Origin of the sequence: Streptomyces sp. MBT65 (assembly GCF_016612545.1) — a bacterium.
Classification (GTDB): Bacteria; Actinomycetota; Actinomycetes; order Streptomycetales; family Streptomycetaceae; genus Streptomyces.
Genome location: NZ_JAENRY010000064.1, coordinates 1 through 22,326, shown reverse-complemented (window position 1 = coordinate 22,326; position 22,326 = coordinate 1). Strand labels below are relative to the sequence as shown.

Annotated in this window: 18 protein-coding genes; 7 read left to right on the top strand and 11 right to left on the bottom strand. The window is 70.0% G+C overall.

All coding sequences use genetic code 11. From position 1 onward, the window contains the following. Positions 1-16: 16 nt before the first annotated feature. From JHN63_RS16985 to JHN63_RS16965, 5 genes are all read right to left on the bottom strand, one after another. A complete protein-coding gene (locus JHN63_RS16985) occupies positions 17-2,434 on the bottom strand; it encodes a galactose oxidase early set domain-containing protein (protein ID WP_200681900.1) in 2,418 nt (805 codons plus the stop codon). After that, positions 2,431-3,783: a glycosyltransferase family 2 protein gene (locus JHN63_RS16980; protein WP_234477182.1), complete on the bottom strand. Its 1,353-nt coding sequence runs from the start codon at positions 3,781-3,783 to the stop codon at positions 2,431-2,433. The genes JHN63_RS16985 and JHN63_RS16980 overlap by 4 nt, the downstream gene beginning before the upstream one ends. Beyond that, positions 3,780-5,429: a glycosyltransferase family 39 protein gene (locus tag JHN63_RS16975; protein ID WP_200681899.1), complete on the bottom strand. Its 1,650-nt coding sequence runs from the start codon at positions 5,427-5,429 to the stop codon at positions 3,780-3,782. The genes JHN63_RS16980 and JHN63_RS16975 overlap by 4 nt, the downstream gene beginning before the upstream one ends. Then, positions 5,426-6,694 (bottom strand): glycosyltransferase, encoded by a 1,269-nt coding sequence (locus JHN63_RS16970; protein WP_200681898.1) that lies wholly within the window; start codon positions 6,692-6,694, stop codon positions 5,426-5,428. The genes JHN63_RS16975 and JHN63_RS16970 overlap by 4 nt, the downstream gene beginning before the upstream one ends. 195 nt (positions 6,695-6,889) lie before the next feature. Then, positions 6,890-8,917 carry a thioredoxin domain-containing protein gene (locus tag JHN63_RS16965; protein WP_200681897.1) on the bottom strand — a complete coding sequence of 676 codons (2,028 nt, stop codon included), beginning with the start codon at positions 8,915-8,917 and terminating at the stop codon, positions 6,890-6,892. Positions 8,918-9,134: 217 nt separating this feature from the next. Between JHN63_RS16965 and JHN63_RS16960 the strand changes: the two genes are divergently transcribed. Then, on the top strand, positions 9,135-12,374 hold the full coding sequence (locus JHN63_RS16960; RefSeq protein ID WP_200681896.1) for a tetratricopeptide repeat protein: 3,240 nt from the start codon (positions 9,135-9,137) through the stop codon (positions 12,372-12,374). 4 nt (positions 12,375-12,378) lie between these two features. Here the strand turns inward: JHN63_RS16960 and JHN63_RS16955 are convergent, their stop codons facing one another. Together JHN63_RS16955 and mca are read right to left on the bottom strand one after the other, a co-directional pair. Then, the gene (locus JHN63_RS16955) at positions 12,379-12,636 is read right to left on the bottom strand and encodes a hypothetical protein (protein WP_200681895.1); all 258 of its coding nucleotides are present in this window, start codon (positions 12,634-12,636) and stop codon (positions 12,379-12,381) included. Further along, a complete protein-coding gene (gene mca, locus JHN63_RS16950; protein ID WP_200681909.1) occupies positions 12,629-13,489 on the bottom strand; it encodes a mycothiol conjugate amidase Mca in 861 nt (286 codons plus the stop codon). The genes JHN63_RS16955 and mca overlap by 8 nt, the downstream gene beginning before the upstream one ends. 213 nt (positions 13,490-13,702) lie before the next feature. Here mca and JHN63_RS16945 point away from each other — a divergent pair, with 213 nt between their 5' ends. Beyond that, complete coding sequence (locus tag JHN63_RS16945; RefSeq protein WP_200681894.1) at positions 13,703-14,101, top strand: DUF4307 domain-containing protein; 399 nt, start codon at positions 13,703-13,705, stop codon at positions 14,099-14,101. Between the two features lie 168 nt (positions 14,102-14,269). Next, positions 14,270-14,770 carry a transcription elongation factor GreA gene (gene greA / locus JHN63_RS16940; RefSeq protein ID WP_043679814.1) on the top strand — a complete coding sequence of 167 codons (501 nt, stop codon included), beginning with the start codon at positions 14,270-14,272 and terminating at the stop codon, positions 14,768-14,770. Between the two features lie 124 nt (positions 14,771-14,894). On the opposite strand, the gene JHN63_RS16935 is transcribed toward greA, so the two are convergent. The 3 genes from JHN63_RS16935 to ilvA all read right to left on the bottom strand — a co-directional run bounded on the left by JHN63_RS16935 (position 14,895) and on the right by ilvA (position 18,192). Beyond that, on the bottom strand, positions 14,895-15,752 hold the full coding sequence (locus JHN63_RS16935) for an ABC transporter permease (protein WP_200681893.1): 858 nt from the start codon (positions 15,750-15,752) through the stop codon (positions 14,895-14,897). After that, positions 15,749-16,759 carry an ATP-binding cassette domain-containing protein gene (locus JHN63_RS16930; RefSeq protein ID WP_200681892.1) on the bottom strand — a complete coding sequence of 337 codons (1,011 nt, stop codon included), beginning with the start codon at positions 16,757-16,759 and terminating at the stop codon, positions 15,749-15,751. The genes JHN63_RS16935 and JHN63_RS16930 overlap by 4 nt, the downstream gene beginning before the upstream one ends. Positions 16,760-16,962: 203 nt before the next feature. Continuing rightward, positions 16,963-18,192 carry a threonine ammonia-lyase gene (gene ilvA / locus JHN63_RS16925; protein ID WP_200681891.1) on the bottom strand — a complete coding sequence of 410 codons (1,230 nt, stop codon included), beginning with the start codon at positions 18,190-18,192 and terminating at the stop codon, positions 16,963-16,965. 163 nt (positions 18,193-18,355) lie between these two features. Between ilvA and JHN63_RS16920 the strand changes: the two genes are divergently transcribed. From JHN63_RS16920 to JHN63_RS16910, 3 genes are all read left to right on the top strand, one after another. After that, positions 18,356-18,847: a MarR family winged helix-turn-helix transcriptional regulator gene (locus tag JHN63_RS16920; RefSeq protein WP_200681908.1), complete on the top strand. Its 492-nt coding sequence runs from the start codon at positions 18,356-18,358 to the stop codon at positions 18,845-18,847. Positions 18,848-19,043: 196 nt separating this feature from the next. Beyond that, positions 19,044-19,547 (top strand): sigma factor-like helix-turn-helix DNA-binding protein, encoded by a 504-nt coding sequence (locus JHN63_RS16915; protein WP_200681890.1) that lies wholly within the window; start codon positions 19,044-19,046, stop codon positions 19,545-19,547. 34 nt (positions 19,548-19,581) lie between these two features. Further along, the gene (locus JHN63_RS16910; RefSeq protein ID WP_200681889.1) at positions 19,582-19,830 is read left to right on the top strand and encodes a hypothetical protein; all 249 of its coding nucleotides are present in this window, start codon (positions 19,582-19,584) and stop codon (positions 19,828-19,830) included. A gap of 64 nt (positions 19,831-19,894) precedes the next feature. Here JHN63_RS16910 and JHN63_RS16905 read toward each other — a convergent pair whose 3' ends face one another. Then, the gene (locus tag JHN63_RS16905) at positions 19,895-21,049 is read right to left on the bottom strand and encodes a cystathionine gamma-synthase (RefSeq protein ID WP_200681888.1); all 1,155 of its coding nucleotides are present in this window, start codon (positions 21,047-21,049) and stop codon (positions 19,895-19,897) included. Between the two features lie 140 nt (positions 21,050-21,189). Here JHN63_RS16905 and JHN63_RS16900 point away from each other — a divergent pair, with 140 nt between their 5' ends. Then, positions 21,190-22,308, top strand: a complete 1,119-nt coding sequence (locus JHN63_RS16900; RefSeq protein ID WP_200681887.1) for a hypothetical protein — start codon at positions 21,190-21,192, stop codon at positions 22,306-22,308. Positions 22,309-22,326: the final 18 nt, after the last annotated feature.

Here is a 22,326-nt window from a genome sequence, read left to right as displayed (position 1 = left end):
AGGGCCGTACCGACCGCTAGCGCTTGGTCGGCACGGTCTTCACGTCACCCTTCCCGCAGGCCACCCCGTCCCTGTTGGGGTCGAGCCGCAGCGGGTCGTCCTTGCCGTTGACCTTCAGGCGGCCGTAGGAGTTCTGCTGGAGCCATGAACAGCGGGCCGCGGTCGTCGACTTGACCTCGGACGGGAAGACCGTCGGGACGCAGACGTTGATCGTGCCGTAGTGGCGGTCGCAGCCGGAGAGGGTCACGGAGACCTTCTGCGAGGTCCGCTTCCTGCCGGGCTCGGTGACCTTGCCCTTCAGGTCGTCGGCGAAGGAGTGGACGTGGGCCGAGGCCGTGTCCGTCGTCAGGGCCGAAGGGCCTTGCAGATGGACCCACTTGGCGACCGACGGCACACCGTTGGCGTCCACCGCGAACAGCATGTACCAGCCGGGCGGTGCCAGGTTGGGGTTGCTCGTCACGTTCAGGTCGACCGTGTTGCCGTTGACCGAGAGCGGCAGGTCCACGAACCGCTGGTTCGGGTCCGAGGAGTGCGTGACGGCCGCCGGGCGGATCAACTCCGCCTTGGCGATGGGCCGGTCGACGGTGATCGTCTGGGTGTCGCCGTACTCCCACTCGTTGTCGATCACCGAAGTGATCGTCGGCCGCGTGCCCTTGAGGAGATACGGCGGGGTGTAGATCGACACGTTGTGGTTCCAGGTGCCGTTGCCCGGGTTGTCACCGGTCGACATCACCCGCCCGTCCGGCAGCAGGAACGAGGACGAGTGGTAGCCGCGGGCTTCGGGGTCCGCGGCCACCGGATCGAACGTCGTCGTCGCCGGGTCGAAGATCGACGCCTCGTACACCGGGTTCGCCCGGTTGTGCAGCGCGCCGCCCGTCTCCAGCACCGTGCCGTCCGGCAGCAGTACGGCGGACACGTACATCTTGCCCTGCGCGCCGGTCTCGGCCACCGGGCCGTTCCCCAAGTCGACGGTCCCCTGCGGGATCTGGGGACCGACCGTGTACGTCGGGTTCGCGGCCTTGAGGTCGATGATGTCGGTCAGCCGGTTCGCGTCCGGGTTGGAGTCGATGTTGCCGCCACCGATGGTGAGCACCTTCTGGTCCTGCGCCGGAGGCAGCAACACGCTTGCCGACTGGTCGCGTTGGTCCTTGTTCTGGAGCCCCGAGACCGATGTGATCGTGTTCGCGTTGTAGTCGTAGATCGCGCTGCCCGTGCCCGGGATGTTGTTCCCGAAGACATGGCTGCCCGTGTAGAAGAGCCGGCCGTCCTGCATCAGGACCATCGACGGGTACAGCCCCCAGTACGACCAGGTCTGGTTGACCTGCGACAACGGCAGCCACTTCTGCTGCGCGTCCGACCAGTACTCGGCCGTCACCGACCCCGTCGAGTCCTCGCGCAGCCCGCCGAAGGAGATGACGTCACCGTTGCCCAGCTCGGTCGCCGACGGGTACCAGTGGCCGTCGTTGAGGTCGTTCGTCTTGCTGTACGTCTCGGTCACCGGGTCGAAGATGTACGAGTCCTTGTACCCCTCGTACCCGTGCGAACCGTCCGCAGCCGGGAACGCCTTGTTGCCGCTCATCACCAGCACCCGGCCGTCCTGCAACTGGATGTGCCCCGAGCAGAACATGTCCTTCGGCGTCGGGATCACCTTGTACGTGCCCGCGACCGGGTCGTACACCGCACTCGTGAACGTCCCCGCGTCGAACTGCTCCTGGCTGTTCCCGGAGCCCGCGATCAGCAGCACCTTGCCGTTGTTGAGCACGACGGAATGCATCGAGCGGACCGGGTTCTGCGTGGGCAGCACGTCCCAACGGCCGTTCGCGCACTGCTCGGCGGTCGCCGTGCAGGTCGCGGGCGGCAGCGTGTCCGGGACCTGGTCCATCGTGTAGTCGTCGGTGGTCGCGGACCCGGTGCCGTAGACCGAGACACCCCAGGTGATCCGGTCGGTCCCGGCCGGGACCTCGGGCGTACGGACCGTCGCCTGGGTCCAACTGCCCTGCATCTCGAGGGTCTTGAGGTCGGTCCAGTACTGCCAGCCGGCCGTGGTGTCGTGCCGGAACAGCGTGATGTTCGCGTCCGGCGTGGTCGTCTTGTACCAGAGCCCGAGGTCGTACTGCTTGCCCGCCGTCACCACCGGCGCGCAACTCGTCGACTCGGTGATCAGCGCCTTCCGGTCACCGTCGACCCGTCGCGTCACGGTGACCTTCATGGCCTTCGAACCCGAGTGGGCATCCGAAGTCGTGGCGAAATCAAAGTCGTTGTCGCCCCAGCCGGACTTCTCCCAGCAGTACGGCATCCCGTCGCTGCCCGCCGTCTCGAAGCCCGGATTGAGGACGAGGTTCGCGGCCGCGGCGGACTGCGGCGAGGTCAGCAGCAGCCCGGCGGTCAGGGCGCCCACCCCGACGAAGGCGGTTCTTCTGCGGTACTTGTTCACACGGCTCTCCTTGCTGCTGTACGACTCCCTTTACCGCGCGGGAGATAGACCAGTGCCTCGGTGCCGACGAAGCGCAGGACGAAGGTGGTGACCAGTGCGAGCGCGGTCGCCGACACGGCGCCCATGCCCAACCGGTGCACGAACAGGGCGATCAGCGGGATCCGCAGCACCAGATCGGCGTTGGCGAGCAGCGCGAACCGGCCCGCCCTGTCCCACCAGGCGCGGTGCCGGCGCCGGTCGCGGAACAGCAGATGCTCGATGAGATAGAAGTTCCAGGCCACGCCGAGCTGGTTGGCGAGGATCTCGGCGGGGACGTAGTGCATGCCCGCCTGCGTGAGCGCCCACAGGCCGACCAGGTTCGGCAGGAAGCCGGTGGCGCCGATCAGGCCGAAGATCACCATGCGCGCGACCGGCGAGACGGTGCGCAGCCCGAGCAGATGGCGCAGGAAGCGAAACCCTTCCTTGGCCGTCGACTTGGACTCGCCGGCGAACCGGTCCTGGAAGACGAACGGCACCTCGGTGACCTGGCGCGGACGGCCGCGGACGGCGAGTTCGAGCAGGATCTTGTAGCCGAGCGGCTTGAGCGTCTCCGCCGTCACCGCGCTGCGGCGGATCGCGAAGAAGCCGCTCATCGGGTCGCTGATGCCGCGCAGCTTGCGCGGGAAGAGCCCCTTGGTGAGCCAGGTCGCCCCGCGCGAGACGGCGATGCGGTATCCGCCGGCCAGTCCCTCGCGGCTGCCGCCCTTGATGTACCGGGAGGCGACGACAAGTCCGGCGTGCGTCCGCTCACCGGTGCCGACCAACTCCGGTACCAGGGATGGCGGATGCTGGAGATCGCCGTCCATGACGACGATCCAGTCGGACGTCGCCGCCTTGATCCCCTCGACGACCGCGCCGCCGAGCCCGCCGACCGGTTCCTCCCGGTGCAGCACGGTCACCGGGAACGGGCAGTCCTGCGCCGCCTCGGAGATCACCTCGGGGGTGTCGTCGGTGGAGTCGTCCACGAAGACGACCTCGCAGGGCAGCCGGGTCGGCACGGACTCGGTGATCCGGTGCAGCAACTCCCGTACGTTCGCGGACTCGTTGAAGGTCGGTACGACGATGGTGACGGCACCGGGCTCGGCCAGCCCCTCTTTTCCCGCGGTTCGCCACCGGGGCGCTCCAGCCGGTGTCGAGACCGTGACCGTGCTCAGCCCTTCGGGCCTCCGCGCTCCCCCACGCTCGAATGCGCTCGCGCGGGAGGGGCCCCCATCGCTCTCGACACCGGCGCGCCCCTTCGGCTCACTCGCGGCTGCGCCGCGTACGGCCGGATCACCCAACTCCCCGGGGACAGTGGACTCTTGGCTCATCGCTGGGCTCCCACGGTCTCGGACTGGATCTGCCGGATCTCGATGCGGTCGTCGCCGGTGCCGAAGGTGGCGACGGGTGTGGAGTGTTCGATCGCCGCCTTGACGTTGGGCAGGTCGACCGCGTCGCGCCGTACCGTCGGGGAGGCCACGACGTAGTCGATGTCCTTCCAGCCGTCCGGCAGCGTCTTGGTGACGGCCGGGTCGAGGTCGGCCTTGTAGAACCAGATGACCCCGAGCCCGGGCCGGTACCCGGCGTGCACCAGGTCCAGCCAGAGCGCGTCGTCGACCAGGACCCGGGTGTCCTTCGGGTCCTTCACCTCGGTGGACAGCCACTTGGAGGCGGCCCGGTAGGGGGCGTTCGCGTCGGCGGTCAGGGCGGTGCGGTCGCCGTCGTACCACTGCGGTACGACATAGGCGCCGGCGGCGAGCGCCAGTGCGGCCGCGAGGGCGTACCGACCCCCGGTGACGTATCGTTTCTCCCCTTCTCCGCGCCATCTGCGCAGCACCGCGTGGGCGACGGAGGCGGTGCCCCCGGCGAGCACCAGGGCGAGGAAGGGCAGCGCGCCGATGACGTACATCGCGGGCAGATAGCCGCCCGGGCGCAGGGCCACCAGCGCGAGGATCGCCACGGTCAGCGCGGGTCCGGCGAGCGAGCGGGCGGTGACCGACCAGCGCCAGGTGGCCAGCAGGAGCAGCGCCCCGGCGAGGCCGCCCAGGGGCAGGACACGGTCGTAGTAGAGCCAGGAGTGGAAGACGCCGTAGGAGCCCGTGCCCGGGTCGAGGATGAAGCCCGAACCCGGCCTGGTCATCTGGTATTTGAGGCCGTCCCAGAGGGAGACATGGCCGCTGCCGGGAAGCAACTCGCCCTTGAGCAGGGCGAAGAGCGGGTACGACATGCCGATCAGGACGCAGGCCGTGATGGCTCCGGTGAGGGCGAACTTCCGTGTGTCCCGGTGTCCGTGGCGCCACATGGTGACCAGCAGCGCGGGCAGGATGACGAGCATCGTCTCCTTGGTGAGGACCGATGCCGCGCCTGCCAGACCGGCGCCGAAGTGGTGCCAGAGATGGCGACTCGGTGACGCGGCCAGGCAGAACGCGAGCAGCATCCACATCACGGCGATGTTGTCGAGGAAGATCTCCCGCTGGAGGATCACGGACAGCGGGGACAGCCCGAAGAGCAGCATGCCGAGGCCCGACGCCCAGCGCGGCAGCGAGAGGCGACGGCCGAGGACGTAGACGAGGACCGCGCTGATCGCGCTGATCACCAGCATCGCGAGGCGCATGGTGCCGACGGTCATCGAGTCGGGGCTGAAGTGCGCGGGGATCCAGGTGAGCAGCGCGATCTGGATCCAGCCGAGCGGCGGGTGGTCGTACCAGTAGGTGTAGTGGGCCAGGCCGGTGCCCTGCTGGACGGCCCAGGCCTGGGCGAGGTAGGTGCCCTCGTCGTCGCTGAGCGTCGGGTAGTCGGCGATGTTCCAGCCCTGCACGACGAGGATCGCGACGAGGAGCAGGCCGCAGAGAAGGAGGTCGGAGCGCGAGGAACGGAGTCTGCTCGGCGGTGCTGTTCGACCGGCCGAACCGGTTTCAGGCGCAGGCTGCCGCTGCGCGGGGACCGTGGTGGTCACCGCGGGAAGGGTGGAGGTCACGCAGGAACGTCCTCTCGGATCACTGCGGTTTCGGTGAGGTGTGCGCCGACGTGGGAGGTCAACTCCCAGTCGTTCCGGCCACGTTGCTCACGCCACACTGCGCGGATCGCGGCTCCGGCGAGCAGCACCTGGTAGAAGGGGCCGCCCACGACGAGCTTCAGGTAGTGGACCGCGCGGACGCGCAGTCCGTACTGCTTGCCGAAGTCGTGCAGTCCGACGACCTCGAAGACGAAGGTGACGGCGGCGGTGACCAGCGGCAGGAAGGTGAGGAAGGCGACGCCGACCGGCACGTCCAGGAAGAGCGCGACCGCCGCGTTGAGCGGGATGATCACTCCGGAGAACGCCTGGAGGAACGGTGTCATCAGCGTGTAGCGGGCGAGCAACCGCTGCCCGAATCCCGGGAGTTGCCGCCAGTCCTTCTTCCGGTAGACCTGAAGGAAGCCCTGGTTCCAGCGAGTTCGCTGCTTCAGCAACGACATCAGCGAGCCGGGGGTCTCCTCCCGGGTCACCATGTCGGAGTCGTAGGCGACGACGACCTTCTTGCCGACACTGGACAGCCGCACGCCCAGGTCGCAGTCCTCGGCGAGGCAGTTGGGGTCCCAGCCGTCGGCTTCGCGCAGGGTGCCGGTCCGCACGAAGACGGTGTTGCCGCCCAGCGGGATGAACCCCTTCTGCGCGTGCAGATGCAGCCGGGACCGGAACCAGAAGAAGTACTCCAGGCAGTTGCGCAGGCTGTACCAGCTGGAGTGGAAGTTGATGAGCTGGACGCCCCCTTGGACGACGTCCGCTCCCGTCGTCCGGAACGCGTGGTCGACGTGGGCGAGCAGCTCCGGATGGACCTGGTCCTCCGCGTCGAAGACCCCGACGACATCGCCGCGGCAGTGCGGCAGCGCCGTGTTCATGGCCTTCGGTTTGTTCTTCTTCTCGTGGGTGTCGACGACGACCCGCACGCGCGGATCGCGCTCGGCGGCGCTGTTGGCCACCGCCGCGGTCTCGGGGTCGTCGTGCCCCACGATCACGATGATCTCGAAGTCGGTGTGTGTGGATTCCAGCAGCCGCTGGATGGTGTGGTCCAGCACGGCTTGCTCGTGCCGGGCCGGCAGCAGCAACGAGAACGAGACGTGCTCGTCCCCGTCCGGGCTGCTGAATCGGGTGGAGGCGAGCACTTCGGGCGTACGCCACGCGTGCATCTGCCACCACAAGGTGAAAGCGGCCATCCAGAACAGGGCCAGCGAAACGACAGCGATGAAGACAGACGTCACCAAAACAGATCCCCCCAGGATCCCCAATTCCCCCCGGCGCGACGGTGAGTTACCTCCGCCGCGTCACCGGGCCGAGACTATGGGCGATCTGTGAAGCGGACAGCTGATTTCAGTGAAGAGCGTGTTTCATCACAATGAGTCTCGCCGATGAGCATTTCTCGCACAGGTCGCGTTTGGGGCGGTTACGACCCTGACATTTCACCTGTTCAGCGCGGTGCGCAGCCGCTCCGGGTCGGTCGTGGGCGCATCGCAGGTAAAGTTACGGCAAACGTACGCGGCGGGTCCACCGTCGACCAGGGGTCGGTCGGCGAGCAACGGCAGTTCGTCACTCCCCGCGACCCCGAAGGCGACGACGGTCCCCGGAGCGGTACCCAGAAGTGCCGTACGGTGCAGGGTTTTCGCGCCCTCGTCATCGACCGACGGTCCTACGACGGCGACCTCGCGCGGCCCGTCGAGATACGCCTCGGCGACCGCGAGCCCCCATCCGATGAACCGCGGCACGCGCGGCCCGAGCGCCTTCACGACCCCCAACGCCCGCTCGGCGGCGGTGCGATGGGGCTCGGCACCGGTCTGCGCGGCATAGCCGAGCAGCGCGCCGGCGGCGGCGGTCCACCCCGAAGGGGCGGCGTTGTCGGTCGGATCCTGCGGCCGCCGGATGAGCTGTTCGGCATCGGCGGCGGTGTCGTAGAGCGCCCCCGACTCGTCGACGAACCCGGCGAGCACATGGTCGAGCAGGAACCCGGCGAACTCCAGCCAGACCCCCTCCCCCGTGACCGACGCCAGCGCGAGGAACCCCTCCGCGACATCGGCGTAGTCCTCCAACACCCCGGCGTTCGCCCCGACGTGGCCGTCCTTGCTGGTGCGGGCCAGCTTGGCGTGCTCGTCCAGATGCAGTCGTACGAGGAGATCGGCGGCGGAGACGGCGGCCTCGACCAGGTCGGGGCGGTCGAAGTAGGCACCGGTCTCGGCGAGCGCGGCGATCGCGAGCCCGTTCCAGGCGGCGACGACCTTGTCGTCACGACCGGGCGCGGGACGCCGCGAACGGGCGGCGAGCAGCCGAGTCCTGACCGACTCGATCCTCTCGGCGTCGAAGACCCCTTCGGTCCCCGGGAGTTGGAGGACGGACTGCCCCTCCTCGAAGGTGCCCTCGTCGGTCACGCCGTAGTACTGGGCGGCGAGTTCGGCGTCCTCCTCGCCGAGGACCTCGGCGAGCTGCGCGGGCGTCCAGACGTAGTAGGCGCCCTCGACGTGCTTGCCGGTCCCGTCGTCGCTGTCGGCGTCGAGGGCGGAGGCGAACCCGCCCTCGTTGGTACGGAGTTCACGCACGAGGAAGTCGGCGGTCTCGACGGCGACGCGGCGCGCCAGCTCGGAACCGGTGCTGCGCCACAGGTGCGCGTACACCCGGCACAGCAGGGCGTTGTCGTAGAGCATCTTCTCGAAGTGCGGGACGACCCACTCGCGGTCGACGGAGTACCGCGCGAAGCCGCCCGCGAGCTGGTCGTAGATGCCGCCGCGGGCCATCCGCTCGCAGGTGTCCCGCGCCATCTCCAGGGCGCCTTCGGAACCGGTGCGGGCGTGGTGGCGCAGCAGGAACTCGAGTGCCATGGACGGCGGGAACTTGGGCGCGCCGCCGAATCCGCCGCGCTGCGGGTCGTACTCGCGGGTGAGCCCGAGCAGCGCGGCGACGAGCTCGCTCTCGCCGGGGGCGTCGGTGCCGCCGTAGTCGATCTGGCGCTGGGCGAGGTCCCGCGTGATCTTCCCGGCGACCTCGTCGACCTCGTCCCGCCGATCGGTCCAGGCGCTGCGCACGCCCTCCAGCACCTGCCGGAAGGAGGGCATGCCGTGGCGGGGCGCGGGCGGGAAGTACGTACCGAAGTAGAAGGGCTCGGCGTCCGGCGTCAGAAACACGGTCATGGGCCAGCCGCCCTGACCGGTGGCCGCCTGGACCGCCTCCATGTAGACGGCGTCGACGTCGGGGCGTTCCTCGCGGTCGACCTTGATGCTGACGAAGTGGGCGTTGAGGTAGTCGGCGGTGGGGTGGTCCTCGAAGGATTCGTGGGCCATGACGTGGCACCAGTGACAGCTCGAATACCCGACGCTGAGCAGCACCGGCACACCGCGCTCACGAGCCTCCGCGAAGGCCTCGGGCGACCAGGGCCACCAGTCGACGGGGTTGTCGGCGTGCTGGAGCAGATACGGGGAGGTCTCATGGGCCAGTCGGTTCACCGGTCCACTCTCCCACGGGGGCGGGAGCGGCGGAGAAGTGCCGGGCCGTGCGTCGCCTCTGCTCCGAGTCCGGCTTCTGGCGCAGTCGGTCGGGGGTGTGGCCCGTCGAGGACCGCGCCCGGTGCGAGCGGACCCGTGATCGTCGGCCCTCTCGCGCTCCCGCCTCCCGCGAAGGACACTCATAGGCCAAGGAGTTGCCGCCGGAGGGGGACGACACATGCGGGACGGCCATCGGAGCGATGCCGAGCGGCTGTTGGCTCGGGCCGTGGAGGAGGAGGTGCGGCGCTCCGGCGGGCGTACCGACGGGCAGGTGCTGCTGGCGCGGTCCCGGGCCGCGCTGGACGCCATGGCGCAGACGGCGGCCGAGGAGTACGCGGCCTATACGGAGGCGTTGGACACCGCGGCGGCCGGGCAGATCGGGTTCGGGCAGCGCTATGCCAAGGAGGGTGGAGGAACTCCCTTACTCGTGGCGGCTGTTGGCGCGGTTGCCGCTGTCGTCGCCGACCTGGCGCTCGGTACCGGGACCGGCACCGCGGTCGGCGCCGGGCTCACCGTCGGCGTCGTGGGCGCGGCGGCGACCGTCGTGAAGGTGACCGCCTCCCATCTGCCCGCCGCGCATCACCGCGCCGGTGCCGCCAATCAGCCCGGCGGACCCGAGCAGTTGAGGTTGCAGTGGCTGACCGCGCTGGAGGTACGGGGCATCCGTCCGTTCCTGGACCAGCAGCGGGTGCTCGCCGCCTCCACCGGGCCGACGAAGAAGCCGGGACCGCAGTTGCGCGGCACGGACAAGAGCGCGGCGGCCCGCAGACGGAGTGTGCTGGAGCAGTCCTTCGGTCAACTCCCGGACCCTGTGGGCGCGTTCGCGGGACGGCGGGCTGAACTGGCCCGGATCCGGCAACTGGTGCAGGCGGCCCGCGCGAGCACGGAGACCCGGCCGACGGTGGTCGTGCTGCACGGCGCACCCGGCTCGGGGCGCACCACGCTCGCGGTCCGGGCCGCACAGGATCTGCGGGACCAGTTCCGCGGCGCCTGCGTGGTGGATCTGCGCGGCGACAGCCCGGGCGAACCCCCACTGCCCACCCGCGACGCCCTGCTGCACCTGCTCAACCGGCTCGGCGCGCCCCGCGAGCAGTTGCTCTTCCGTGAACGCTCCTCCCCCGAGCAACAGGTCAAGCGGCTGGGCGAGTTGTACCACCAGCACCTGACCGGCCTCCCGGTGACGATCGTCCTGGACGACGCCTCCGACGTCGCGCAGGTGGCCACCCTGGTGCCCGAGCGCTCGGACAGTCTGGTCGTGGTCACCGCCCGCAAGCCCCTCGACCTGCCCGCCGAACTGGCCGCCTGGGTCCATCAGTTGCCGGTGGAACCGCTGGACGCGGCGGGCGCGGAGGAGCTGTTGGGCGCGGTGGCGCAGGACGGTCGGGAGGGGCGGGACGGGCGAAGCGGTCGGGACGGTTCGGAGCCCTACGACGCCGAATCCTCCGACCGGATCAGGGAGTTGTGCGGCGGGCTGCCGCTCGCGCTGCGCGTCGCGGGCTCCTCCCTCGGCCCGCGTTCCTCGCGTCAACTGGCCACAGATCTTGGCGCGTACGGCCCGGTGGAGCCGGTCGAGCGGGCGCTGTGGCTGCGCTACACCGACCAGGCGGACCCGGCCCGCAGGCTGCTGCGCCGGCTGGCGCTGGCCGGCCGGGCCTCGCTGGGCGCGGCCGCGGCGGCCGCCCTGCTGGCCACGGACGAGACGGAGGCGACCCGCCACCTCCAGGCCCTGTCCCGAGCGGGCCTCATCGACCACGTCCGCGGCACCCGCTACCGCCTGCACGACCTGGTCCGCGCCTTCGCCCAGGCCCGCCTCCTCGACGAGGAGGAGTCGGCCGAACGGACCGCCGCGCAGGAGCGGTTGATCGTCAACTACGGCGAACTCGCCGACTCCGTCCTGCGGTTGGTCGACGGCAACATGTCGACGCGCTCGGACCGGTTCGGCCCGCACGGCTTCACCTCGCTCGACGAGGCGCTGCGCTGGCTGGACGACGAGTCTAGCTTCATCACCTCGACGCTGCGGCACGCGGAGGGCGTCGACCAGGGCGCCGTACTCAATCTGCTGGGCGCGCTGTGCGACTACTGCCTGCTGCGCGGCGACCTCTACCGGCTGGGCGAGATCAGCGAGTTGGCGCAGGCCGTCGACCAGGGGCTGCTGGTCCGCTCGGTGCAGTGGCGCACGGGCATCGCCGCCCGGCAGCTCGGCGAACTCGACAAGGCGCGCACCACCCTCACCTCCGTCGTCGACCTCTACATGGAGGCCCATCACGACGCGGGCGCCGCACGCGCCCTGTGCTCCCTCGGCATCACCCTCCACCACCAGGGCAACCTCAGCGAAGCGGCGACCCGACTCCGCGAGGCCCTCGACCTCCAGGCCCCGCCCGAACTGGCCACGGACCGCGCCTGGACGATGCACGCGCTGGCCGCCGTGGAACGGGACCGCGCCCGACTCCCCGAAGCCATGCGGCTGTTGACCGAGTCCCTGGTCCTGCACCGCGCCGGCGAGTCCCTGCACGGCGAGGCCTGGGCACACTTCCAGCTCGGCCAACTCGGCCTGCGCATGGGCGACATCCCACGCGCCGAGTCCGAACTGACCACCGCCCTCGGCATCTACGGCCGTACCCGCGACGCCCGCGGCGAGGCCTGGGCGCTGACCCAACTCGCCCGCGCCCGGCTGGTCGCCGGCGACCCGTCCCCGGCGGTGGACGGCCTGCGCCAGGCCGCCGCCCGGCACCGCGAGAACGAGGACGCGCGCGGCGAGGCCTGGACCGTCTACTACCTGGGCCAGGCCCTGGAGGAGATCGGCAAACTGGACCTGGCCGTGCGCGAGCTGGAACGCTCCCGCACGATGTTCTCCCGGATGCGCGACGTCTACGGCCTGGCCTGCGCCCGGCACCACTCGGCGCGCGTGACCCGCGACCAGCGCGCCGCCCAGACGGGTTCGCTGCGCAACTCCGGCTTCGCCCGCCAGCTCCTGGTCGACGCCCGCGCCGACTTCCAGCGCATCGGCGTCGCCCACGGCGAGGCGTGGACCTGCCTGGAACTCGCGGTCGTCGACGCGGGCAACACCCGTACCCAACAGGCACTGACGCTCTGCGAGGAGGCGGTGGGCCTGTTCACCTCGTACGGCGACCGGCGCGGCGCGGACTGGGCGCACTTCCTGCGCGCCACGCTCCTGCCGTACGCGGCCCCCGGCGGGGTCGAGGTCGGCACGGCGGTCGCCCAGGAGGAACTGGCCCAGCTGTCCCGCGCCGGGCACCCGTCCCGCGACGAGAAACTCGACGACTACGTGGAGGCGTACCAGCTGCTGCTGGAGCGGGGCGTGAACCTGGAGGCGGGCTGGCAGGCGTGGCGGCTGGGCATGGTGCCGAGCCGGCACGCCCGGGAGGTGATGGGGGTGCCGGTGCCGGGCACCCCCTGACGCCTCAGCCCTGCTTGGCCTTGGGTTCGGCCGGGGCGGACCCCGACTCGGCCCGCGCCTCGGCCGCCGGGTCGGCGCCCTCCTTGAAGTCGACCTTGTTCATCTGCTTGCTCATGGACTTCATCAGCCCCCATACGGCCAGGGCCATCACCGCGAACACGATGAAGCCGAGGACGCCGGGGGTGACCTTGTTCTCGTCGACCTCGGCGAGGGGGACCAGGTGCGTCATTGCCAGGGCTGCGCTTGAGCTCATGTCAGGCATTGTCGCGGATGCCCGCAAAGAGGTCGTCCTCGGGGAGGGAGGTATCGACGAGGGACTTCGCGAGCTCGTACTCCTCGGTGGGCCAGACCTCCTTCTGGATCTCCATCGGGACCCGGAACCAGCCGCCGTCGGGGTCGATCTGCGTGGCGTGCGCGAGCAGCGCCTTGTCCCGGATCTCGAAGAACTCGGCGCAGGGCACGTGCGTGGTCAGCACCCGCTCCGTGCGCTCGAACTCGTTCCACCGCTTCAGCCAGTCCCCGTACGGCGACTCCAGGCCGCGCGCCAGCAGCGCGTTGTGCAGGGCCTCGGTGCGCTGCCGGTTGAAGCCCTGGTTGTAGTACAGCTTCTGCGGCTGGAACGCCGGGCCGAACTCCGACTCCGGGTACTTCTCGGTGTCGCTCGCACCCTCGAACGCCACCATCGAGATCTTGTGGGTCATGATGTGGTCGGGGTGCGGATAGCCGCCGTTCTCGTCGTAGGTGGTGATCACCTGCGGGCGGAACGAACGGATCTGCCTCACCAGCTCGCCGGCCGCCTTGTCGACGTCCTCCAGCGCGAAGCAGCCCTCGGGGAGCGGCGGCAGCGGGTCGCCCTCGGGCAGCCCCGAGTCGACGAAGCCGAGCCACTCCTGCTTGATGCCGAGGATCTCGCGGGCCTCGTCCATCTCCTTCTTGCGCACCTCGTGGATGTGCTCCTCGATGTACGTGTCGCCCTGGAGCTTCGGGTTGAGGATGGAGCCGCGCTCCCCGCCCGTGCAGGTCACGACCAGCACGTCCACCCCCTCGGACACGTACTTCGCCATGGTGGCCGCGCCCTTGCTCGACTCGTCGTCGGGGTGCGCGTGGACGGCCATCAGTCGCAGCTGGTCAGTCAAGACTCAATCCTCAGTAGGTCGGCGCCCCGGTGTCCTGGGGTGCAATTCAACAGGTGCCGTCCCGCAGGGACGTCGTTGAGGGGTGGCGGTCGGGTGGCGGGTGGGAGGCTTCTATAGTGACCGAATCGGGAGGCGAATAATTCCGGGGGCCGGTTTCGAAAGCCCCTTGAGCCCCTTGCCGGGAGGACGATCATGAGTACGGCGAGTACGCGACTGCCCGAGGGCCGCTACGGCCGCTCGTCGGACGAGCGTGCCGACCACAAGCTCAGGATCGCCGGTGCCGTCCTCGCGACGGGCCTGCTCGCCCTCGTCGGATACTTCGCCTACCACTACGTCGTCGAGGCCAAGATCAGCGCCGAGGTGATCACCTTCCAGGCCTCGGACACCGAGGTCAAGGTGCATCTCGAGGTCCACAAGGACTCCGGGACCACGGGCTACTGCACCCTGCGCTCCCAGGCCGCCGACCAGTCCGAGGTGGGCCGCGCGGACTTCCACTTCGGCGGCTCCGCGACCCGCATCGACAGGGTCGTCACCCTGCGCACCACGGCCAGGGGCACCACGGCCGAGCTGCTGGGCTGCCACTCCGACTGACGTCACCCTCGTTACGTAGGCGCTGACCAGCGTTGACGTATGTCTGACGGCTTATGTCCTCCCCCTGACGCCGTTGAATTGTTAGGCTCGTGGTTTCGCCCTTCCATGAAGGAACATTCTTCTGGGTAGGGCGATGCTTTGTATTCCCAGTACCTACGAGGAGCACCTGTGACCCAGACCAGCGAAGACGTCACCTGGCTCACGCAGGAGGCGTACACCAAGCTCAAGGACGAGCTGGAGTACCTGTCTGGTCCCGCGCGCGCCGAGATCACCGTGAAGATCGCGGCCGCTCGCGAGGAGGGCGACCTGCGCGAGAACGGCGGGTACCACGCGGCCAAGGAGGAGCAGGGCAAGCAGGAGCTCCGCATCCGCCAGCTGACCCAGCTTCTGGAGAAGGCCAAGGTCGGCGAGGCGCCGGCGTCGACGGACGGCGCGGTCGCGCCCGGCATGGTCGTGACGATCGCCTTCGACGGCGACGAGGACGACACGACGACCTTCCTGCTCGCCTCGCGCGAGTACGCGAGCGCCGACATCGAAACCTACTCGCCGCAGTCCCCGCTGGGCTCCGGCGTGCTCGGCCACAAGGTCGGCGAGGTGGCGCAGTACGAGCTGCCCAACGGCAAGAAGGCCTCGGTGACGATCCTCAAGGCTGAGCCGTACAACGGCTGACCCTCGGAACCGGTCCATCGCCTCTCGCCTTCGACGAGCCCCCGGCGGCCTTGCGGCGCCGGGGGTTTCGTCATGCCTCCCGCCTTGTCCCCCGCCTGTCCCTCGTGTGTCTCCGGCGTGTTCCTCAGGCCGTGGCCGAGCGGTACTTCCGCACCGCCAGCGTCCGGAATATGACGATGATCAGCAGCGAGTAGATCAGTGAGGCCCACACCGGGTGCACCATGGGCCAGGCGTCCGAGGGCGACTGTCCCGGGTTGGCGAAGAGCACCCGGCAGGCCTGCACGGTGGCGCTGAACGGGTTCCACTCGGCGATGTGGCGCAGCCAGGGGGTCATGTTGCCGGTGTCCACGAACGCGTTCGAGATGAACGTCACCGGGAAGAGCCAGATCAGGCCGCCGGAGGTGGCCGCCTCGGGCGTACGGACGCTGAGCCCGATCAGGGCGCCGATCCAGGTGAACGCGTACCCGAGCAGAAGCAGCAGCCCGAAGGCGCCGAGCACCTTGCCCGCGTTGGTGCCCCCGTCCGAGCCGACCCGCCAGCCGACCAGCAGGGCGACTATCGCGAGGACCAGCAGGGTCAGCGCGGTCTGCACGAGGTCCGCGAGCGTCCGCCCGGTCAGCACCGCGCCGCGCGCCATGGGCAGCGAGCGGAACCGGTCGATGAGGCCCTTGTGCATGTCGTCGGCGATGCCCGCACCGGAGCTGGCGGTGGCGAACGTGACGGTCTGCGCGAAGATGCCGGCCATCAGGAAGTTCTTGTAGTCGGTGGCGCTGGTGCTGCCGCCGATCTGCATGGAACCGCCGAAGACGTAGGTGAACAGCACCACGAACATGATGGGCTGGATCAGCCCGAAAATAACCATCTCGGGAATCCGGCTCATGCGGATCAGATTGCGTTTGGCGACGACCAGGGAGTCGTGCACGGACTGGCCCAGCGCGCTGCTGGGTGCCGCGACCGGCGCGGCATCGGTGACGGCACTCACTTCGCGGCCTCCTTCTTGTGCTTGCGGTCCTTGGGGTCGGTGTCCGTGCCGTTCTCCTCGGACTTCTCCTCGGCCAGGTGGCCCGTCAGGGAGAGGAACACGTCGTCGAGGGTGGGGCGGCGCAGACCGATGTCGTCGATCTCGATGCCGCGGGAGTCGAGCTCGCGGATGACCTCGGCGAGGAGCTTCGCGCCGCCGGTGACGGGCACGGTGAGCTTGCGGGTGTGTTCCTCGACCGTGGTGTCGCCCTTGCCGAAGCCGCGCAACACCTCGGACGCGATCGCGATGTGGTCGCGCTCGTGCACGACGACCTCGACGCGCTCGCCGCCGGTGCGGGCCTTGAGCTGGTCGGAGGTGCCGCGGGCGATGACCCGGCCGTGGTCGACCACCGCGATGTCGTGCGCGAGATGGTCGGCCTCCTCCAGATACTGGGTGGTCAGCAGGAGTGTCGTACCGCCGGAGACGAGCTGTTTGATGACCTCCCACAGCATCTGGCGGTTGCGCGGGTCGAGGCCGGTGGTCGGCTCGTCCATGAACATCACGGGCGGCGAGACGACGAGCGCCGCCGCCAGGTCGAGCCGGCGGCGCATGCCTCCGGAGTACGTCTTGGCCGTACGGTCGGCGGCGTCCGCGAGGTTGAACTGGTCGAGCAGTTGGTCGGCCCGGGCCTTCGCGGCCTTGGCCTTCATCTGGTAGAGCTCGCCGACCATCTGGAGGTTCTCCCGGCCGGTCAGGTATTCGTCGACCGCGGCGAACTGGCCGGAGAGGCCGATGGAGCGCCGTACCTCGTTGGGCTGCTTGAGCACGTCGAGGCCGGCGACGATCAGCTTGCCGCTGTCGGGGCGCAGCAGCGTGGTCAGACAGCGGACGGCGGTCGTCTTGCCCGCGCCGTTGGGCCCGAGCAGGCCCAGCACGGTGCCCTCGGGGACATCGAGGTCGACGCCGTCCAGAGCTTTCACATCGCCGAAGGTTTTCACCAGGCCTTCGGCATAGATGGCGCCTGGCATATCAGTCTCCACGTCGTCGGGGATTCTTTGGAAAGCCTAGGTATGTGTCTTTTGTTCTGCCCGTGGGAGCGGCATGCTTCCGCCTGGGGGCGACACGAGACACACCATAACGCGATGTATCGCGTCTCTCAACAGATTTTCTCGAACGAGTGACGGGACGGGTGACGAACGGGCGCCGACCTCAGCCGATGTGCGCTCTGACCTCAGTCGATGACCGTGTAGCCCGCTTCGCGCAGGGCGTGGCCGACCTCGGCGCAGTGCACCGGCCCCTTCGTCTCCAGGTGCAGCTCGACCTCCACCTCCGTGAGCCCGAGCCGCGGATCGGTCCGGACGTGGCTCACATCGAGGACGTTAGCGTCGACCACTGACAACACCCCGAGAAGCGTCGCGAGGGCGCCCGGCCGGTCCGTCAGCCGCAGCGTCACGGCCAGGTAGCGGCCCTGCGCGGACATGCCGTGCCGCAGGATGCGCTGGAGCAGCAGCGGGTCGACGTTCCCGCCGGACAGCAGCGCGACGACCGGTCCCTCGAAGCCCCGCGGATCGCTCAGCAGCGCCGCGACCGGGCTGGCGCCGGCCGGTTCGACGACCAGCTTGGCCCGCTCCAGGCACAGCAGCAGCGCGGCGGACAGCTCGTCCTCGCTGACCGTGCGGACCTCGTCCACCAGATCGGCGACGATCCCGAACGGCACGTCACCGGGGCGCCCGACCTTGATGCCGTCGGCCATCGTCGCCGGGTTCGCGATCGACATCGGACGCCCGGCCGCCAGCGAGGGCGGGAACGCGGCCGCGCCCGCCGCCTGTACGCCCACGATCCGCACGTCGGGCCGCAGCGCCTTCACGGCGACCGCGACACCGGCCGCGAGTCCGCCGCCACCGATGCCGACGACGATCGTGCGCACCTCGGGGCACTGGTCCAGGATCTCCAGGCCCACCGTGCCCTGGCCCGCGATGATGTCGGGGTGGTCGAAGGGGTGGATGAACACCGCGCCCGTCTCATGGGCGTACTCCTGGGCGGCGGCCAGCGTCTCGTCGACCACGTGGCCGTGCAGGCGCACCTGGGCGCCGTACTCCTTGGTGGCGCTGATCTTCGGCAGGGGCGCGCCCTTGGGCATGAACACCGTGGAGCGCACGCCCAGGAGTGCGGAGGCGAGGGCGACGCCCTGGGCGTGGTTGCCGGCGCTCGCGGCGACGACACCGGCGGCGCGCTCCTCGGGGAGCAGTCCGGCGATGCGGACGTAGGCGCCGCGGAGCTTGAACGAGCCGGTCCGCTGGAGGTTCTCGCACTTGAAGTGCACCGGCGAGCCGACGAGCTGGGTCAGGTGCCTGCTGCCTTCCATCCCGGTCACCCGCGCCACACCCATGAGCATCTTCTGGGCACCGCGCACATCGTCGAGGGTGACGGGTCGCAAGGAGTCAGCCGTGCTGTAGCTCATGACTCAAGCATCGCAGTTCACAGGCGCGCGCTCCGGCTGTGACCAAGCTCCGAGACTGGTTTGCGCAGCGCCAGTACGGGCCGCCTTCCATCCGCGTACCCTGTCCCCCAACCCAGCACCCCCTTCATGAAGCGAGCCTCCGGCCATGCCCACAACACCTGAAATGTCGATGGACATGACGACCGTCGGTGAATCCGGTCTCCTCGACACGCTGCAGCACGAGGTGGCGGTCTTCGCGCGCCGTGCCGAACAGACCCGGCTCGGCGGAGTCGGACAGGTGCGCAACTCCATGGACCGCGCCGCGTATCTGCTGCTCAACCGCCTGGACAAGGAAGGTCCGATGGGCGTGAAGGCGCTCGCGGCGAGCATGGGGATCGACTCCTCGACGGTCACCCGGCAGGTGGCTCCGCTCGTCGACACCGGGCTCGTCAAGCGCACCTCGCACCCCGAGGACGGCCGTGCGGTGGTGCTGCAGCTGTCCCCGCGCGGGCAGTCGCGACTGGAGGAAGTCCGGTCGTCCAGGCGTCAGTTGATGGACGAGCTGACCCACGACTGGGCGCCGGAGGAGCGCGAGGTGTTCTGCGCGCTCCTCACACGCTTCAACAGCGCCCTCTCCGCGCGGATGGCGGTGCCGGAGACTCCGTCGGCTTCCTGAAGGACGCCATTCCTGAAAGGCGCGACTCCTGAAGGACACGGTTCCTGAAGGACACGGTTCCTGAAGGGTGCGGTTCCTGAAAGGCGCGGGCACGCGCGTGTGTGATGCCCGACTCCCGCCTTTCGTACCGAACTCTTGACCTCGCGACGGCCCTGGCCTCATATGAAACCGGGTCCTTCAGGGGGGAGGCGGCGCGGTGCGAGAACGGCAGACGTCCCAAGGCGCCCGCCGTGCCCGGGAGTTCGAGGCGTTCGTCGCGGGCGCGGCAGGGCGGCTGCTGCATGCCGCCACGCTGCTGACCGCGGAGGACCGGGACGACAACCCGCGCGCGCGACGGCTGTTGACGCTGTCCCTGGCGCACACGTACGCGAGCTGGGACCGGCTGCGCGGCGAGGACCCGTACGACCGCGCCCGCCAGCACCTGGCCACCCGCTTCGCCCGTACGGCCTGGCACCAGTACGGCGGACTCGGCCGGGCCCGGCCCCACCCCGGCAGTCCGCTGGGCGCTTTGTCGCCCCAGGAGCGGCTGATCATCGTCCTCAGGTTGTACGAGGGGGTCGCCGAGGAACAGGCCGCGGCGCTGCTCGGCCTCTCCACGGAACGGGTCCGGGCGATCTGCGGGCGGGCGACGACGACACTGCTGCACCCGCCGCGCGGTCCGGCACCGAAGGTCACCGGCGCCGAGGTGGTGCCGTCATGAGGCCGACGAGGCCCCGGGACGGGGGTACGCGCGCGTGAACAGGCCGGAGCGGGAGGCGACCGTACGGCAGATCATGGAGCGGACTCCGCCGCAGGTGCCGCCGGAGCTGTACGCGGAGGTCGTGCGCCGCGGCGGCCGGATGCTGCGCCGCCGGAGGGCCGCCCGGCGGCTGATGTGGCTGCTGTTGTGGGCGGGGGTCGTGACGTTCACCGTGTGGGCGCTGATGGCCCACCCCTGGGTGGAGCCGCCGTCGGAGACGACTCCACCGCTGACGGGTTGGTGAGGACCCTGTCCCGCCCGGACGGGACGCTGTCCGTCGCCGGGGACGGGACCCTGTCCGCCGTCGGCTAGCCCAGCGCCTGCTGCAGGTCCTCCAGGAGGTCCTGCACGTTCTCGATGCCCACGGAGAGGCGGACGAGGTCTCCGGGGACCTCCAGGGCCGAACCGACCACGGACGCGTGCGTCATGCGTCCCGGGTGCTCGATCAGCGACTCGACGCCGCCCAGGGACTCGCCGAGCGTGAACACCTTGGCGCGGTTGCAGACCTCGACGGCCGCCTCCTCGCCGCCCTCGACCTGGAAGGAGACCATGCCGCCGAAGGCCCGCATCTGCTTGGCGGCGACCTCGTGGCCGGGGTGCTCCGGCAGGCCCGGGTAGAGAACGCGCGTCACGCGTGCGTGCCGGGTGAGCATGTCGGCGACCTTGGTGGCGTTCTCGCTGTGCCGGTCCATGCGCACCGACAGCGTCTTGGCGCCACGCAGCACCAGCCAGGAGTCGAAGGGCCCGGCGACCGCGCCCATCGCGTTCTGGTGGTACGCCAGTTCCTCGCCGAGCGCCTCGTCGGCCGCGATCAGCGCGCCGCCGACCACGTCCGAGTGACCGCCCATGTACTTGGTCAGGGAGTGCACGACGACGTCGGCGCCGAGGGCGAGCGGCTGCTGGAGGTAGGGCGTCGCGAAGGTGTTGTCGACGACGAGCTTCGCGCCCGCGTCCCGGGCGACCTGCGCGACGGCGGCGATGTCGGTGATGCCGAGCAGCGGGTTCGAGGGGGTCTCGACCCAGACGACCTTGGTCTTCGGTGTGATCGCAGCCCGCACGGCCGCCGGGTCGCTGGTGTCGGCGACCGACCACTCGACGCCCCACCGGGAGACGACCTTCGCGAACAGCCGGAACGTGCCGCCGTACGCGTCGTTCGGGATGACGACATGGTCGCCGGGGCTGAGCAGCGTACGCAACAGGCAGTCCTCGGCCGCCAGTCCGGACGCGAACGCGAGGCCGCGGCGGCCGCCCTCCAGGGCGGCGAGGTTCTCTTCCAGGGCAGTCCTGGTGGGGTTGGCGCTACGGCTGTACTCGTAGCCGCCGCGCAGACCGCCGACGCCGTCCTGCTTGTAGGTCGAGACCTGGTAGATCGGCGGGACGACCGCGCCGGTGAGGGGATCGGCGGTGTTGCCCGCGTGGATCGCGAGGGTCTCGAAGTGCTGACTGATGTGCCTGTCGCTCATGGGGCCGAGCGTAATGCGCGCGCGGTGTGAACGGCGATCCGGAGGTTTTCCACAGGGTGGCGGGGCCGGGCGGCCGTTGTTTTCCACAGGGCGGTGGGCCGGGTTGGCCAATTGTCGGACCCGTCTGGTTCGCTTGACGCATGGAGATTCTCTGGGTCCTGATGGCGCTGCTCATGATGGGCTTCGTGCTGCTCCCGTTCCTGCGGCGCAGGCGCGGGATGATCGAGCAGGTCGCGCCGGGCCATCCGGACGCCGCGGACCCGGCGGCCTACGGCTTCGTGCGCGAGGAGGAGCTGGACATCCGCATGCCCGGCCCCGACCAGGACCTGCTGGACGTGCTCGACCTGGTGCAGCGCACGCAGGACTACCGCGCGGCGATGCAGTTGCTGGCCGGCACGGAGATCACGGGCGAGCTGCGCTGGCAGCGCGTGCAGGCCTTCGCGGGCGCCGCGTCGCTGGAGTTGCAGCAGCGGCCCGGCGGGGTCAGCGAGACACCGGGCGGGCAGTGGCTGCGCGTGTGGCGTCTCGAGCACCCGAAGGACGCGGGCGGGGCGGCCGTGCACGCGGAGTTCCTGGTGCAGCAGGCGTGGCGTACGTCGACGCGGGGGACGGACGAGTTCCGGATCATCATGGAGGAGGCGAAGGACGCCTGCGGACAGGCGGCGCTGCTGTCCCCCGGTGACCCGGTCCCGTACATCGTCGAGCTGTCGGTGGCGCGCGGACTGACGTATCCGCAGCCGGAGTTCGAGCAGGTGTGGCTGAAGATCCTGGACCGCGCGCCGGCCCACATGGGGGCGCATCTGGCGGCCCTGCACTACTGGTGCGAGAAGTGGCACGGCTCGCGCGAGCTGGCGAACTCGTTCGCGGAGGCGGCCGCCGCGCGGGCCCCGCAGGGTTCGCTCCTCGCCGCGATGCCGCTGTTCGCGGTCTTCGAGCACCTCCCCGAGGTGAACCTGGTCAGCAGCTTCTACCAGAGCGAGGTCGTGGAGAAGGCGATCCACGGCGCGCTGTTCGCCGTCCACGCGGCCCGCCCCGACGACCCGATGCTGGCGCATGTCCGCCATCTCCTGGTCTTCTTCCTGGTCCGCGCGGAACGCTGGTCCGAGGCGATGAACCAGCTCATACACATCGACGGCCACGTCGGAGCGCTGCCCTGGACCCTGTCCCCGGACCCGGCGGCGGAGTTCGCGGTCTACCGGGCGCTGGCGGTCGCGGGGTACGAGGCGAACGGCGGGAGTCCGGCGAGCCTGCCGCACTGAGGCCGGGGCGGGTGGGCC